This window comes from Streptomyces coeruleorubidus, from assembly GCF_008705135.1.
Classification (GTDB): Bacteria; Actinomycetota; Actinomycetes; order Streptomycetales; family Streptomycetaceae; genus Streptomyces; species Streptomyces coeruleofuscus.
In genome coordinates, this window is the sequence record NZ_CP023694.1 from 1,806,131 (window position 1) to 1,821,497 (window position 15,367).

The following is a 15,367-nucleotide window of genomic DNA, read 5'->3' on the forward strand; positions in this document are numbered from 1 at the left end:
AAGTCGTGCGACGAGCCTATCGCGCCGGGGCTGCGGCTCCGTACCGGATTACCGCCGGGCGACGGCGGATTCGCGAAAGCCCGCCGCCTCGCCCGCCCGGAGGGGCGGGGAGACGACGGGCTGAAGTACCGCGTGCCTGCCGGGGATCAGCGGGCGTAGTACTCGACGACGAGCTGCTCGTCGCAGATCACCGGGATCTCCTTGCGGTTCGGCTCGCGGTCCAGGCGGAACGCCAGGGACTTGAGGTTCACCTGGAGGTAGCGCGGGATCTCACCGTCGGGGGCGAAGCCACCCTCACGAGCGATCGTGAAGAGGGTCTTCTCCTTGGAGCGCTCACGGACCTGCACGACGTCGTCCGGACGGACACGGAAGGAGGGCTTGTCGACCTTCTTGCCGTTGACCGCGATGTGGCCGTGGACGACCATCTGGCGGGCCTGGTAGATCGTGCGGGCGATGCCCGAACGCAGGACCAGGGCGTCGAGACGGCGCTCCAGCTCGATGATCAGGGCCTCACCGGTCTTGCCCTGGACCTTGGAGGCACGCTCGTAGGCGCGGACGAGCTGGCGCTCGGACACGTCGTACTGCGCGCGCAGGCGCTGCTTCTCGAGCAGACGGACCTTGTAGTCCGAGTTCTGCTTGCGGCCACGGCCGTGCTCACCGGGCGGGTAGGGACGGGCCTCGAAGTACTTGACGGCCTTCGGGGTGAGCGCGATGCCGAGGGCACGCGACTTCTTGACCTTGGGGCGGGACTGGTTCGCCACTGTTTCTCGTTTCCTAGTGTCGGCTTGTCAGGGTTGTGGGAGGTCGCATCCGCAGCCGGGGAAACCCGCCTCGGTCCTGGTGGACCTCGGTGGGCAGCCGCTCCCCTGGTCTGGGCACATACGTGCAGCACGCGAGTGGCCCACCGACCGGTCTCGTCCGCAGGACGAGGGGTGGTGGGCTGCCCGCGACACCTTCGACGGTGCGCGACGCTCCTGGAGCCGATCCCCGGGAGGACCGGACTCCGGCCGACTGTCCCGTTCTGACTGCACGGGACGCGGCACTCCGACCGAGTTTACAGGGTGCTCAGGACCGCTTTCGACCGAGGTTCTTCCGGGTCCACTCGACCGCGTCCGCGTAGCGGGCCTCCGCGCCATGCCGGGTCGGCTCGTAGTACTCGCGGTCCTTGAGCGCGTCCGGGGCGTACTGCTGGGCGGCGATGCCCTCGGGCAGGTCGTGCGGGTAGACGTAGCCCTGGCCGTGGCCGAGCTTGGTGGCGCCCTTGTAGTGGCTGTCGCGCAGGTGCGCAGGGACGGGGCCGGCCAGTCCCTTGCGTACGTCCTCCAGCGCGGCGCCGATCGCGGTGGTCGCGGCGTTGGACTTCGGGGCCAGGGCGAGGGCGATGGTGGCGTGGCTGAGGGTGAGAGCGGCCTCCGGGAAGCCGATCATGGCGACGGCCTGGGCGGCGGCGACCGCGATCGGCAGCGCGTTCGGGTCGGCGAGGCCGATGTCCTCGCTGGCGGAGATCATCAGGCGGCGGGCGATGAAACGGGGGTCCTCGCCGGCCTCGATCATCCGGGCCAGGTAGTGCAGGGCGGCGTCGACGTCGGAGCCGCGGATGGACTTGATCAGGGCGCTGGCCACGTCGTAGTGCTGGTCGCCGTCGCGGTCGTACTTCACGGCGGCCCGGTCGACCGTCTCCTCCAGGGTGGTCAGGCCGATCTCGCCCTCACCCTTGTCGAGAGCGGCTCCGGCGGCCGCCTCCAGGGCGGTCAGGGCGCGGCGGGCGTCGCCGCCGGCGATGCGCAGGAGGTGGCTCTCGGTCTCCTCGGGGAGGGTGACGGCCCCCTTGAGGCCGCGCTCGTCGGTCAGGGCCCGCTGGACGAGGTCCTTGATGTCGTCGTCCGTGAGCGGTTCGAGGGTGAGCAGCAGGGAGCGGGACAGCAGGGGCGAGATCACCGAGAAGTACGGGTTCTCCGTCGTCGCCGCGATCAGTGTCACCCAGCGGTTCTCGACGGCCGGGAGGAGGGAGTCCTGCTGGGCCTTGCTGAAGCGGTGGATCTCGTCGAGGAAGAGGACGGTGTCCTTGCCGTATCCGCCGGAGGCGCGGCGGGCGCCGTCGATGACCGAGCGGACTTCCTTGACGCCCGCGGTGATCGCCGACAGTTCGACGAAGCGGGCGTTGGTGGCCTTGGAGACGACGTACGCCAGGGTGGTCTTGCCGGTGCCGGGCGGGCCCCAGAGGATCACCGAGGAGGGACCGGCCGGACCGGAGGCCTCGCCGACCAGTCTGCGCAGGGGCGAGCCCGGCTTCAGCAGATGCTGCTGGCCCACGACCTCGTCGAGGGTGCGCGGACGCATCCGCACCGCCAGGGGGCTGCTGGACGGCTCCTTCTCCTGGCGTTCTTCTGCTGCGGCGGTGAACAGGTCGGGCTCCACGTCAGAAACCCTAAATCACGGCACTGACAATCTCTCCGGGCCCTGGTGCTCCCGGCTCAGCTCATCCAGAAGTCCCACCAGCGGGTCAGGATCAGCATGCCGATGATGCCGATGTGCAGCACGGGCATGACCCAGGTGAACTCGCCGAAGAAGCCCTTGAGCCAGGCCGGGGCGGGCAGGAAGCCCTTGCGGATGTTGAACGACGTCACGTACCAGAACATGAGGATCGTCGCGACCCAGGCCAGGCAGCACCACAGGCACAGCGCGTTGATCCGGTACAGGGACTGGAACATCAGCCAGGCGCAGAAGCCGACGCCGAACAGGCAGCCGGCGTTGAAGGTGAGCCAGTACCAGCGCGGGAAGCGGGCACCGGCGAGCAGGCTCACGCCGACGCCGATGACGATGCCGTAAGTGACGAGGCCGAGCATCGGGTTCGGGAAACCGAAGACGGCCGCCTGCTTGCTCTCCATGACGCTGCCGCAGGAGACGACGGGGTTGAAGCTGCACCCGGGGGTGAACGTCGTGCCCTCGACCTTGGCTTCCAGGATCTTGAACTTGTCGATCGTGATGACCCACGCGGCGAGCAGTCCGGCCGCGCCGGTGATCACCAGCAGCAGGGCGAGGGCCCGGCTGCCGCCCTCGCTGCGGTGCGCGACCTCGGCGCGCTCCGGTTCGGGCTCCGTGGAGACGTCCTTGACTGTCGTCTTGCTCATCCCGCCGATTCCGTCACTTGAGACCCGGACTGCTTCGGTCAGGGCCATTCTGCCGCACGAGGGCCTGTGTCCACCGTTCAGTGGACATAAGCGTGTCCACAAGGTCGTCCCTGAGGGTTGCGTTCCGGCCGACGCTCGTCGCATGACAGCACACGGGTACGACCTCGCCGTCGAGGTGCGGGGGCTGCGCAAGCGGTACGGGGACGTACGGGGACGTGACCGCCGTCGACGGAATCGATCTGGGGATCCGGCGAGGCGAGGTGTTCGGCCTGCTCGGACCCAAGGGCGCGGGCAAGAGCACCACGGTGGAGATCCTCCAGGGCAATCGGGACCGGGACGCGGGAGAGGTGTCCGTGCTCGGGTCGGACCCGGCGGCCGGCACGCCCGCGTGGCGCTCGCGTGTCGGAATCGTCTGGCAGGACGAATCGGCGCCCGCGGAGTTGACGGTCCGGGAGACCGTGCGGCACTTCGCCGGCTACTACCCACGGCCGCGGAACCCGGAGGAGGTCATCGGCCTGGTCGGTCTGGAGGCGAAGGCGGACAGCCGGATCAAGGCGCTGTCGGGCGGGCAGCGGCGGCGCCTGGACGTGGCGCTCGGCGTGATCGGCGGTCCGGGCCTGCTGCTTCTGGACGAGCCGACGACCGGGTTCGATCCGGCGGCCCGGCGGCAGTTCTGGTCGCTGATCCGCGCCCTGGCCGACGAGGGCACGACCATCCTGCTGATGAGGCGGAGGCCCGCGCGCACCGGCCGGCCGTCGTCGCGAAGGGCCGGGTCGTCGCCGAGGGCTGCACGATGGGGGTGGACGACCGGACGGCGGCGAATGCGGTACGGGCTGCTGGAGCAGTGACCTGGAGCAGTGACGAAGGCGCCGGGCACCTCGGTGGGTGTCCGGCGCCTTCGCCGTGGGCCTGCTGCTAGCCGAGCCGGGCCTCCAGCTCCGCCACGATCTCGTTCACTCCGACCGCCGTCTGCTCGCCCGACTCCATGTCCTTGAGCTGGACGACGCCCTCGGCGAGGTCGCGTTCACCGGCGACGATCGTGTAGCGGGCGCCGCTGCGGTTGGCGTTCTTCATCGCGCCCTTGAGGCCCTTGCCGCCGTAGGCGAAGTCGGCCGCGATGCCGTTCTTGCGCAGCTCCGTGACCTTGGCGAACAGGACCCGGCGGGCCTCCTCGCCGAGCGGGACGGCGAACACGCTGGTGGTGGCGGGGAGTTCGAGCTCGACGCCCTCGGCCTCCAGCGCGAGGACCGTGCGGTCGACGCCGAGGGCCCAGCCGACGGACGGCAGCGCGGGGCCGCCGATCATCTCGGACAGGCCGTCGTAGCGCCCGCCGCCTCCGACGGCGGACTGGGAGCCCAGGCCGTCGTGGACGAACTCGAACGTCGTGCGGGTGTAGTAGTCCAGGCCGCGGACCAGCTTCGGGTCGTCCTCGAAGGCGACGCCGGCCGCCGTGATCAGCTCGCGGACCTCCTCGTGGTACGCCTTGCAGGCGTCGCAGAGGTAGTCGCGCAGCAGCGGGGCCTCACCGAGCTGCTTCTGGACCGACTCACGCTTGTCGTCCAGGACGCGCAGCGGGTTGATCTCCGCCCGGCGCAGGGTGTCCTCGTCCAGGTCCAGGCCGCGCAGGAAGTCCTGGAGCGCCGTCCGGTACACGGGGCGGCACTCCTTGTCGCCCAGGCTGTTGAGCAGGATCCGGAAGTTGCTGAGGCCCAGCGAGCGGTACGCCTGGTCGGCCAGGATGATCAGCTCGGCGTCCAGCGCCGGGTCCTCGGCACCGATCGCCTCGGCACCGACCTGGGAGAAGTGGCGGTAGCGGCCCTTCTGGGGGCGCTCGTAGCGGTAGTACGAGCCGGAGTACCAGAGCTTGACCGGGAGGTTGCCCGCCTTGTGCAGGTTGGCCTCCAGCGCGGCACGGAGGACGGAGGCCGTGCCTTCGGGGCGCAGGGCCAGCCTGTCGCCGCCCTTCGTCTCGAAGGCGTACATCTCCTTCGTCACGATGTCCGTCGACTCGCCGACGCCGCGTGCGAAGAGTTCGACGTTCTCGAAGCCCGGTGTCTCGATGTAGCCGTAGCCGGAGTTGCGCAGCGGCGCGGCGATCGCCTCGCGGACCGCCAGGAACGTCGCGGAGTCCGGGGGGATCAGGTCGTACGTGCCCTTGGGGGCCTTGAAGGTGCTCACGGAAGGTCTCGTCACATTCCTCGTCGGGGAGCCGGAGATGCTCCCTGGCCGCCCGCCACCTGCCGCAGATACGGGTTGGTGGCGCGCTCCTGGCCGATGGTCGTCTGGGGGCCGTGGCCGGACAGCACCACGGTCGAGTCGTCGAGCGGCAGGCACACGCGGGCCAGCGAGTCGAGCATCTCGGCCATGTCACCGCCGGGCAGGTCGGTGCGTCCGATGGAGCCGGCGAACAGCAGGTCGCCCGAGAACAGGATCGGCGGGATGTCCGCCGCCTCGGGCATGCCGAAGGTCACCGACCCCTTGGTATGGCCGGGCGCGTGCGCCACGGACAGCTCCAGGCCCGCCAGCTCCAGCTTCGCACCGTCGGCCAGCTCCTTGACGTCGTCGGGCTCCCCCACGGTCAGCTCGCCCAGCAGCGGCATCCCGATGGAACGGCCGATTCCCTTCTCCGGGTCGCTCATCATGTACCGGTCGTCGGGGTGGATCCAGGCCGGCACGTCGTGCGCGCCGCACACCGGGACGACCGAGGCCACGTGGTCGATGTGACCATGGGTGAGGACGACCGCGACGGGCTTGAGGCGATGCTTTCTGATCGTTTCCTCGACGCCGTCGGCGGCCTGGTGGCCGGGGTCGATGATCACGCACTCCTCACCGGCGGCGGGGGCGACGAGGTAGCAGTTCGTCCCCCAGGCCCCGGCGGGGAACCCGGCAATGAGCACGATCGTCCTTCGTTGTGTCGATACGGGCGGCTGCGGCTGCTGTCAGAGCCTACCGGCGCTGCCGATTCCTCAGCGAACCCATATACGGTACGGGGCACACGCAGGCGGTCGGCGCACAGGCCCCACGCGTACCGGTCGACGTTTCAGACGCATGAGGAGAGAACCCGGTGTCCAGCCAGGAACAGCGGCGGCGTCAGCTCGCCCGTGAGAAGTACTTGCGGCAGCAGCAGCGACGCACTGAGGCGCGACGCAAGGCCCGTATCCGCAACTCCGTGATCGCCTCGGTTCTCGGCGTGACGGCCGTGCTCGTGGTGGCGGCCGTGTTGACCAAGCCGTTCGAGGACGACGGCAAGACGGAGAACGCAAACGCGGAGGCCACTCCGAGCGCCTCGCCCAGCAAGGCCCCGGACCCGTGTGAGAAGCCCGCCGCGGGCAAGGTCAAGTCGGAGACCTGGAAGAAGGAACCGGCGATGACCATCGACGAGTCGGCGAAGTACACGATGAAGCTGGACACGACCTGCGGCGAGATAGACATCGCGCTGAAGGCGTCGGCGGCGCCCCACACCGTCAACTCGTTCAACTTCCTTCTGGGCAAGGGCTACTTGGACCACAGCAAGTGCCACCGGCTCACCAACCAGAACATCTACGTCCTGCAGTGCGGCGACCCGCAGGGCACCGGCATGGGCGGCCCCGGCTACACGATCCCGGACGAGAATCTGAAGGACAAGAGCCTCAAGGGCGGGGTGTACCCGGCGGGCACGGTCGCGATGGCGAACCAGTACAGCGCCCAGACGAAGCAGGGCCGCAACAGCGGCGGCAGCCAGTTCTTCCTCGTCTACCAGGACAGTCAGCTGCCGCCCGACTACACACCGTTCGGAACGGTGTCCGAGGCGGGCATGAAGGTCCTCAAGAAAATCGCCGACGCCGGAGCCCAGGCTCCCGACCCTCAGACGGGCAACACGGCGCCCAACGCGACGGTCGTGATCAACAAGGCCACGGTCACCAAATCCTGACCCTCAACTGCGTAATTTCGGTCGCGCGGGATGCGGACACGCCCCCCGCCGGTCGCCTATGTTGGCCGTGACGAAACTGTGGACGATGCCCGGGGGTGCTGAGGCCCCTCGCAGGCATCATGTGGAGGAGGCGCTGTGAGCAGCGACCCGTGGGGCCGCGTCGACGAGACGGGGACCGTGTACGTGCGTACGGCCGACGGCGAGCAGGTCGTCGGTTCCTGGCAGGCGGGCTCCCCCGAGGAGGCGCTGGCCTATTTCGAGCGCAAGTACGAGGGCCTGGTTGTCGAGATCGGCCTCCTCGAGAAGCGAGTGAAGACCACCGACCTGTCGGCGAAGGACGCCCAGGCCGCCATCGACCACATCCGGGAACAGGTCGACGCGCACCACGCGGTGGGCGACCTGGACGCCCTGCGCGTCCGGCTGGACAAGCTGACCGAGTTGGTGGAGACGCGCCGCGAGGAGCGCAAGGCGCAGCGGGCGAAGCAGTCCGACGAGGCGCGCAAGGCCAAGGAGGCGCTGGTCGCCGAGGCCGAGGAGCTGTCGCAGTCCGACCAGTGGCGGGCGGCCGGTGAGCGGCTGCGGGCCCTGGTGGACACCTGGAAGGGGCTGCCGCGGCTGGACCGCAAGTCCGACGACGAGCTGTGGCACCGGTTCTCGCACGCGCGGTCGGCGTTCTCCAAGCGGCGCAAGCAGCACTTCGCGCAGCTGGACGCGCAGCGCGAGGAGGCGCGGCGGACCAAGGAGCGGCTGGTCGCCGAGGCCGAGGCGCTGTCGAACTCGACGGACTGGGGTGTGACGGCCGCGCGCTACCGCGAGCTGATGGCCGAGTGGAAGGCCGCCGGCCGCGCCCAGCGTGAGCACGAGGACGACCTGTGGAACCGCTTCCGCGGCGCCCAGGACGTCTTCTTCGCCGCGCGCAGCTCGGTCTTCGCCGAGCGGGACGCCGAGCAGGCGGAGAACCTGAAGCTCAAGGAGGAGCTGGCCGAGGAGGCCGAGAAGCTCCTGCCGATCACGGACCTGAAGGCGTCCCGCGCCGCGTTCCGTACGATCAACGAGCGCTGGGAGGCCATCGGTCATGTGCCGCGCGACGCCCGGCCCAAGGTCGAGGGTCGTATGCACGCGGTCGAGCGGGCCCTCCAGGAGGCGGAGGAGACCGAGTGGCGCCGGACGAACCCGGAGGCACGCGCGCGTGCCGAGGGTCTGACCGGTCAGCTCCAGGCCGCCGTGGACAAGCTGAGGGGCCAGATCGAGCAGGCCCGGGCGCAGGGCAACAACGCCAAGGCCGACAAGCTCGAGCGTGAGCTCGAGGGCCGCCAGGCGCTGCTGGACCAGGCGCTGAAGGGCCTCCAGGAGTTCGGAGGCTGATCAGCCGGACGAAAGGGGGCCCCGTACGCGCTGTACGGGGCCCCCTTTCGCGTGGTCGCTACGACTGCGGCGACCTGGCACGGCCTGTCACGACCTGTTGCGCGCCGACGTCACGCGGTAGACGTCGTAGACGCCCTCCACTCCCCGGACCGCCTTCAGAACGTGGCCGAGATGCTTCGGGTCGCCCATCTCGAAGGTGAAGCGGGAGGTGGCGACGCGGTCGCGGGAGGTCTGGACGGCCGCGGAGAGGATGTTGACGTGCTGGTCGGACAGCACGCGGGTGACGTCCGAGAGGAGCCGGGAGCGGTCCAGGGCCTCGACCTGGATGGCGACCAGGAAGACCGACGACTGGGTGGGCGCCCACTCGACTTCCAGGATGCGCTCGGGCTCACGGGAGAGTGAGTCCACGTTCACGCAGTCGCTGCGGTGAACCGATACGCCACTACCGCGGGTGACGAAGCCGATGATCGGGTCGCCGGGCACGGGCGTACAACAGCGGGCCAGCTTGACCCACACGTCCTCGACGCCCTTCACGACGACACCCGGGTCGGCGCTGGAGCGGCGTTTGCGGCTGCGGCCGCGGGCCGGCGGAACCGACTCGTCGATCTCCTCGGTGGCGGCCTCCTCGCCGCCGAGGGCCTGGACGAGTTTCTGCACGATGTTCTGCGCGGAGACATGGCCCTCGCCGATCGCCGCGTACAGCGCGGAGATGTCCGCGTAGCGCATCTCGTGCGCGAGGGTCACCAGGGAGTCGCCGGTCAGGATGCGCTGGATCGGCAGGTTCTGCTTGCGCATGGCGCGGACGATGGAGTCCTTGCCCTGCTCGATCGCCTCGTCGCGGCGTTCCTTGGAGAACCAGGCCCGGATCTTGTTGCGGGCTCGCGGCGACTTGACGAAGCCGAGCCAGTCGCGGGAGGGGCCGGCGCCGGCCGCCTTGGAGGTGAAGACCTCCACCAGGTCGCCGTTGTCGAGGGTGGACTCCAGCGGGACCAGCCGGCCGTTGACGCGGGCGCCTATGGTGCGGTGACCGACCTCGGTGTGCACCGCGTAGGCGAAGTCCACGGGGGTGGCACCGGCGGGGAGCGCTATGACGTCGCCCTTGGGGGTGAAGACGAAGACCTCGTTGCGGGACAGGTCGAAGCGCAGGGACTCCAGGAACTCGCCGGGGTCCTCGGTCTCCTTCTGCCAGTCGAGGAGCTGCCGCAGCCACGCCATGTCGTTGAGATGGTCGTCCTTGCTCTTGCCGGACGACTTGGGGGCGTCGGTGCGCACCTTGGAGGCGCCGGCGACGGCCTCCTGCTTGTACTTCCAGTGCGCGGCGATGCCGTACTCGGCGCGGCGGTGCATGTCGAAGGTGCGGATCTGGAGCTCGACCGGCTTGCCGCCGGGGCCGATGACCGTCGTGTGCAGCGACTGGTACATGTTGAACTTGGGCATCGCGATGTAGTCCTTGAACCGGCCGGGGACCGGGTTCCATCGCGCGTGCACCGTGCCGAGGGCCGCGTAGCAGTCGCGGACGGTGTCCACGAGGACGCGGATGCCCACCAGGTCGTAGATCTCCGCGAAGTCACGGCCGCGGACGATCATCTTCTGGTAGACGCTGTAGTAGTGCTTCGGGCGGCCGGTGACGGTCGCCTTGATGCGGGCCGCCCGCAGGTCCTGCTGGACCTCGTCGGTGACGATGGCGAGGTATTCGTCGCGCTTCGGGGCACGCTCGGCGACCAGGCGGACGATCTCGTCGTACATCTTGGGGTAGAGGATCGCGAAGGCGAGGTCCTCCAGCTCCCACTTGATGGTGTTCATGCCCAGGCGGTGGGCGAGCGGCGCGTAGATCTCGAGGGTCTCGCGCGCCTTCTTCTCCTGCTTCTCACGCTTGAGGTAGCGCATGGTGCGCATGTTGTGCAGGCGGTCGGCGAGCTTGATGACCAGGACGCGCGGGTCCTTGGCCATGGCGACGACCATCTTGCGCACGGTCTCGGCCTGCGCGGCCTCGCCGAACTTGACCTTGTCCAGCTTGGTGACGCCGTCGACGAGCAGGGCGACCACGTCGCCGAAGTCGCGGCGCAGGTCCTCCAGGCCGTACTCGGTGTCCTCGACCGTGTCGTGCAGCAGGCCGGCCATCAGCGTGGCCGGATCCATGCCCAGCTCGGCGAGGATGGTCGTCACGGCGAGGGGGTGCGTGATGTACGGGTCGCCGCTCTTGCGCTTCTGGCCGCGGTGCCAGCGCTCGGCGACCTGGTAGGCGCGCTCGATCTGGCGGAGCGTCGCCGTCTCGATCTTCGGGTCGTTGCTGCGCACTATCCGCAGCAGCGGCTCGAGCACCGGGTTGTACGGGTTCGCGCGCTGCACGCCGAGCCGGGCCAGACGGGCGCGGACGCGGTTGGAGGAGCCGGTGCGGGCGGACTGGTTGCCGGACTGGCGCACGGCGGGCGGGGGCGGGACGGGCTTGGGCCGCGACTGCTCGGCCGGCTTGTCGACCGGCGCCGACTGGGCACGCTCGACCGGCCCGCGGGTGTCGTTCTTCGCGTGGGGCGCGTTCGGCGCGGGCTTCGCCGCGGCTGCCGAGGCGGACTCGGGCTTGGCGGCGGTCAGGTGCTGGGCCTCGTCTGGCAAGAGGGCTCCTCGTGCGCGATCCGGGTCCCCCGGTCAGGCTCCGGAGACCCCATGGTAGCCATCCTGGACCCCAGGATCGCCTTCAGGCCAATGTGAGGACCGTCTACCCGAGAAACGCGAGAGGCGGGCGCCGGATTTCTCCGGGCCCGCCTCCGCGGTGCCGTGCCGGTGTTCACCGGGCTGCCGCGCGCTTTCTAGACCGTGAGCAGCGCCTCCAGCGGGGCACCGTTCAGAGCCGGTTCCAGGCGGGCTCGGCCGCTCAGGAAGCCCAGCTCCATGAGGACGGCGAGACCCGCGACCTCGGCGCCGGCCCGGCGGATGAGCTGGACCGATGCCTCGGCGGTGCCGCCGGTGGCGAGGACGTCGTCGACGACCAGGACGCGGTCGTCGGCGGACAGGTCCTCGGCGTGCACCTCGATCTCCGCCGAGCCGTACTCCAGGTCGTAGGCCTGGGCGAGGGTGGCTCCGGGGAGCTTGCCCGCCTTGCGTACGGGGATGAAACCGAGGCCGGCGCGCACGGCGACCGGGGCGCCGAGGATGAAGCCCCGGGCCTCCAGGCCGACGATCTTGGTGGCGCCGGTGCGCTCGGCGATCTCGGCGAGGGCGTCGGTGAGCGCGGTGAACGCCGCCGGGTCCGCCAGGAGCGGGGTGATGTCCTTGAACATCACGCCCGGCTCCGGGTAGTCCGCCACGTCCCTGATGCGGCTGAGCAGCAGCTCCCTGATGTCGGTCACCGGCGCTTCCCCGAGGGACGGCCACGGCCGCGAGTGCGGGACGCGGGCTGGTTGCGCGGGCCGACGACCGCGGGTGCGGCGTCCTCGGGCTCACCGTCGTAGGACTCGTCCTCACCGTGGACCTCGGTGTCGCCCTTGGCGGCGGACTGGGCCCGCTTGGCCAGGACGCGCTTCCGCAGGGCCTTCAGCTGCGGCTCGCGCTCCTTGAGGTCGGCGACGAGCGGCGTGGCGATGAAGATCGAGGAGTACGCACCGGCGGCCAGACCGACGAACAGCGACAGCGAGATGTCGTTCAGCATGCCGGCGCCGAGGACACCGCCACCGATGAACAGCAGGCCCGCCACCGGCAGCAGCGCGACCACCGTGGTGTTCACGGAGCGGACCAGAGTGCTGTTGATCGAGCGGTTGGCGACGTCGCTGTAGGTCCAGCGGGTCTGTTTGGTGATGTCCTTCGTCTGTTCCTTGAGGCTGTCGAAGACCACGACCGTGTCGTAGAGCGAGTAGCCGAGGATGGTCAGCAGACCGATCACCGTGCCCGGTGTGACCTCGAAGCCGACGAGGGCGTAGATGCCGACCGTGATGGTGATGTCGTGGATCAGTGCGACGAACGCGGCGAGCGCCATGCGCCACTCGAAGGCGATCGCTAGGTAGATCACCACGAGGACCAGGAAGATGCCGAGGCCCTGCCAGGCCTTGTTCGCGATCTGCTCGCCCCAGCTGGGGCCGACCAGTTCGGCGTTGATCTGCTCCGAGTCGACCTTGAGGTCGTCGGCGAGCGTGTTCTTGATCGTGTTCGCCGCGTCGGTGTCGATGCCGGCGACCTGGATGCGCAGGCTGCCGTCACCCAGCTTCTGGACGATCGCGTCGTGGCCGGAGGCCTGTTCCGCGTACTCCTCCGCCTGGGACACCGAAGCGCTGGTGTTCTTCGGGGTGTTGAAGACGGCGCCGCCCTCGAACTCGATGCCCATGTTCAGGCCGCGGACCGCCAGGCCGACGATGGCCGTGATGGTGATCAGGATGGACAGGCCGTACCAGATCTTGCGGTTCTTGACGAAGTCGTAGCCGACCTCGCCACGGTGCAGCCGGGCGCCGAGGTTGCCGAGTTTCGACATCTCAGGCCTCCTTGGGGTCGACGGGGACGGCGGGACGGCGGGTGCGGCGCAGCGGTGGCTGGGCCCCCAGGCTCTTCGGGTCGAGGCCGGACCACTTGTGGCCGTTCGCGAAGAACGGGCGGCGGGCCATCAGCGTCAGCAGCGGCTTGGTGAAGAGGAACACGACGACCACGTCGAGCAGGGTGGTCAGGCCGAGCGTGAACGCGAAGCCCTGGACCTTGCCGACGGTGACGATGAAGAGCACCGCGGCGGCGAGGAACGACACGAAGTCGGAGACCAGGATGGTGCGCCGGGCACGCGGCCAGGCCCGCTCGACGGCGGGGCGCAGCGAGCGGCCCTCCCGGATCTCGTCGCGGACGCGTTCGAAGTACACGATGAACGAGTCCGCGGTGATGCCGATCGCGACGATGGCACCGCACACGGCCGGCAGGTTCAGCGCGAAGCCGATGGTCGGGCCGAGCAGGGCCATGAGCGTGTACGTGAGCGCGGCGGACACCAGCAGCGAGAGGATCGCGATGAACGACAGGCCGCGGTAGTAGGCCAGCAGATAGATGACGACCAGCGCGAGACCGATCGCGCCTGCGATCAGGCCGGCGTTCAGCTGGTCACCGCCCAGCGCGGCGGTCACCGTGGTCATGCTGTCGACCTTGAAGGTCAGCGGCAGCGCACCGTACGACAGCATGTTGGAGAGGTCCTGGGCGGACTGCTGGGTGAAGTTGCCGGAGATCTCGGCGTTGCCGCCGGTCAGGGCCTGGCGCACGTACGGGTCGGAGACGACGTCACCGTCGAGGACGATCGCGAACTGGTTCTGCGGCGACTGGTTCTGCGCCAGCTTGCCGGTGACGTCCGCGAACTTCTTGGCGCCGCCGTCCGTGAAGTCCATCGTGACCGTCCAGCCCGCACCGGTCTGGGTGTTGAGGACGGCCTGGGCCTTGTCGACGTCCGTGCCGTCGACCTCGGCGGGGCCGAGGATGTACTTCTGCCACTGGCCCTGCGAGTTCTGGCCGCAGGCCAGCGTCGGGGCGGAGGCCTTGACGCCGTCGCCCACGGTGGAGCGGGTCTTCTCGTTGGTGCAGTCGAGCTTGGCGTACTGCTCCTGCAGCTTGCTCGCGTCGTCACCGGCCGTGCCGCCGGTCGCGGACGGGGAGGGGCTGGCCTTTCCCTTGTCCGAGGCGCTCGCGGACGGCGTCGCGTCGGCCTTCAGCGCGTCCGTGACCGCGCGGCCCTGGGTGCTCGGAGAGGCGGACGGGGAGGCGGAGCCCTTGTCGGTGGCCTCGGGCTTGTCGGTGGCCTTGCCGGACGGCTGGTCCGAGGGGCTTCCCGTGGGGCTCGGCGAGGGGCTCGCCGCGCCACCGCCGCCGGAGACCTCGGTGGCGATGACCGGGCGGAAGTAGAGCTTCGCGGTGGTGCCGACCTGCTTGCGGGCCTGCTCGGAGTTCGTGCCCTTGGGGATGTTGACGACGATGTTGTCGCGACCCTGCGTCTGGACCTCGGACTCCGAGACGCCCAGACCGTTGACACGGCGCTCCATGATGGAGACGGCCGTGTCCATGTTGGTCTTGTTGATCGCCGCCTCGTTGCCGGCCTCGGGCACTGCGCGGAGCGTGATGCTCGTGCCGCCGGCCAGGTCGATGCCGAGACGCGGGGTGGTGTGCCCCGAGGCGAACATCCCACCGGTGAGCGCCGCGATGGCGATCAGGATCAGGGCCAGCGAGCGCCCCGGCTTGCTCTGGGCGCTCGCGCTCCGGCCCTTTTTAGGTGTGGCCACCTTCTCGTACTCCCTCTCGGGCCGCCTCGCTCCGGATCGGCGGACGGGCGGCCATCACATGGTGTCGGGACTCCGTGCGAGCCGGTCGTGTCCCGGGATGCGCGGGCCGGGCCCGTGCACCCCGGGACGCGACTACTTCGCCTCGGAGTCGCCGTCGGTCTTCTTCGGCTCTTCGTCCGTCTTCGCCTCGCCGGCCGGGGCGTCGTCGGCCGGCTCCTCGGCCGCGTCCTTCTTGCCGAGGTCGACGGCCTTGTCGTCAGCGGTGGCGTCGGCGGCGGAGTCGCCGGTCTCGGTGAGGGAGGAGGCGTCGTCCGGGACGATGTCGGCGTCGGACTTCAGGTCGTGCTCGACGCCGTGGACGATGCGGTTGTACTCGTCGTCGGTGAGGACGGCGCCGATGGAGTTCTTGGCGAAGAGGAGCTCGACGCCCGGACCGGCGTCGACGAGGACGGTGTCCTCGTTGACCTCCTTGACCGTGGCGTACATGCCCCCGATGGTGCGGACACCGCTGCCGGGCTGCATTTGGTTCCGCATCTCCACGGCCTGCTGCTGCTTCTTCTTGGCCGACCGGGTCATCAGGAACATGGCCCCGATGAGCACGATGAACGGGAGGAGGGTCAGGAGACTCACGGGTCGGTACTTCCTTCACACGACCGCGCTGTGAGCGGCCAGATGGTTGGGGGTGTGTACGCCGCCGACAAAGGCGGCATCGGCGGAGTCTAAGCGAGTCCGCG

The 15,367-nt window shown here is 69.6% G+C and carries 12 protein-coding genes and 1 pseudogene; 3 read left to right on the forward strand and 10 right to left on the reverse strand.

All coding sequences use genetic code 11. The features are described 5' to 3' along the window. Window positions 1-146: 146 nt before the first annotated feature. The 3 genes from rpsD to CP976_RS08450 all read right to left on the reverse strand — a co-directional run bounded on the left by rpsD (window position 147) and on the right by CP976_RS08450 (window position 3,131). Window positions 147-761, reverse strand: a complete 615-nt coding sequence (gene rpsD, locus CP976_RS08440) for a 30S ribosomal protein S4 (RefSeq protein WP_062925769.1) — start codon at window positions 759-761, stop codon at window positions 147-149. 304 nt (window positions 762-1,065) lie between these two features. Next, window positions 1,066-2,418: a replication-associated recombination protein A gene (locus tag CP976_RS08445; protein WP_150479782.1), complete on the reverse strand. Its 1,353-nt coding sequence runs from the start codon at window positions 2,416-2,418 to the stop codon at window positions 1,066-1,068. A gap of 56 nt (window positions 2,419-2,474) precedes the next feature. Next, window positions 2,475-3,131, reverse strand: coding sequence for a vitamin K epoxide reductase family protein (locus CP976_RS08450; RefSeq protein WP_150479783.1), 657 nt, complete (start codon window positions 3,129-3,131; stop codon window positions 2,475-2,477). Between the two features lie 142 nt (window positions 3,132-3,273). Here CP976_RS08450 and CP976_RS08455 point away from each other — a divergent pair. Beyond that, a pseudogene (locus tag CP976_RS08455) lies at window positions 3,274-3,922 on the forward strand (ABC transporter ATP-binding protein); the annotation flags it as partial. A 124-nt stretch (window positions 3,923-4,046) separates the two neighbouring features. Here the strand turns inward: CP976_RS08455 and hisS are convergent. After that, window positions 4,047-5,309 carry a histidine--tRNA ligase gene (gene hisS, locus CP976_RS08460; protein ID WP_150479784.1) on the reverse strand — a complete coding sequence of 421 codons (1,263 nt, stop codon included), beginning with the start codon at window positions 5,307-5,309 and terminating at the stop codon, window positions 4,047-4,049. A gap of 11 nt (window positions 5,310-5,320) precedes the next feature. After that, a complete protein-coding gene (locus CP976_RS08465) occupies window positions 5,321-6,028 on the reverse strand; it encodes an MBL fold metallo-hydrolase (RefSeq protein ID WP_150479785.1) in 708 nt (235 codons plus the stop codon). 167 nt (window positions 6,029-6,195) lie between these two features. Between CP976_RS08465 and CP976_RS08470 the strand changes: the two genes are divergently transcribed. Together CP976_RS08470 and CP976_RS08475 are read left to right on the forward strand one after the other, a co-directional pair. After that, window positions 6,196-7,041, forward strand: a complete 846-nt coding sequence (locus CP976_RS08470) for a peptidylprolyl isomerase (protein ID WP_150479786.1) — start codon at window positions 6,196-6,198, stop codon at window positions 7,039-7,041. Window positions 7,042-7,176: 135 nt separating this feature from the next. Then, window positions 7,177-8,406, forward strand: coding sequence for a DUF349 domain-containing protein (locus tag CP976_RS08475; RefSeq protein ID WP_150479787.1), 1,230 nt, complete (start codon window positions 7,177-7,179; stop codon window positions 8,404-8,406). Window positions 8,407-8,493: 87 nt separating this feature from the next. Here CP976_RS08475 and relA read toward each other — a convergent pair whose 3' ends face one another. The 5 genes from relA to yajC form a co-directional block, all read right to left on the reverse strand. Beyond that, complete coding sequence (gene relA / locus CP976_RS08480) at window positions 8,494-11,019, reverse strand: GTP pyrophosphokinase (RefSeq protein ID WP_150479788.1); 2,526 nt, start codon at window positions 11,017-11,019, stop codon at window positions 8,494-8,496. 194 nt (window positions 11,020-11,213) lie between these two features. Continuing rightward, entirely contained in the window at window positions 11,214-11,753 is a 540-nt protein-coding gene (locus CP976_RS08490; protein ID WP_150479789.1) for an adenine phosphoribosyltransferase, read from the reverse strand. Then, a complete protein-coding gene (gene secF, locus CP976_RS08495; RefSeq protein ID WP_150479790.1) occupies window positions 11,750-12,865 on the reverse strand; it encodes a protein translocase subunit SecF in 1,116 nt (371 codons plus the stop codon). Before secF ends, CP976_RS08490 begins: the two co-directional genes overlap by 4 nt. 1 nt (window position 12,866) lies before the next feature. Beyond that, window positions 12,867-14,633, reverse strand: a complete 1,767-nt coding sequence (gene secD / locus CP976_RS08500; RefSeq protein ID WP_150479791.1) for a protein translocase subunit SecD — start codon at window positions 14,631-14,633, stop codon at window positions 12,867-12,869. Window positions 14,634-14,765: 132 nt separating this feature from the next. Beyond that, window positions 14,766-15,263, reverse strand: a complete 498-nt coding sequence (yajC, locus tag CP976_RS08505) for a preprotein translocase subunit YajC (protein ID WP_150479792.1) — start codon at window positions 15,261-15,263, stop codon at window positions 14,766-14,768. Window positions 15,264-15,367: the final 104 nt, after the last annotated feature.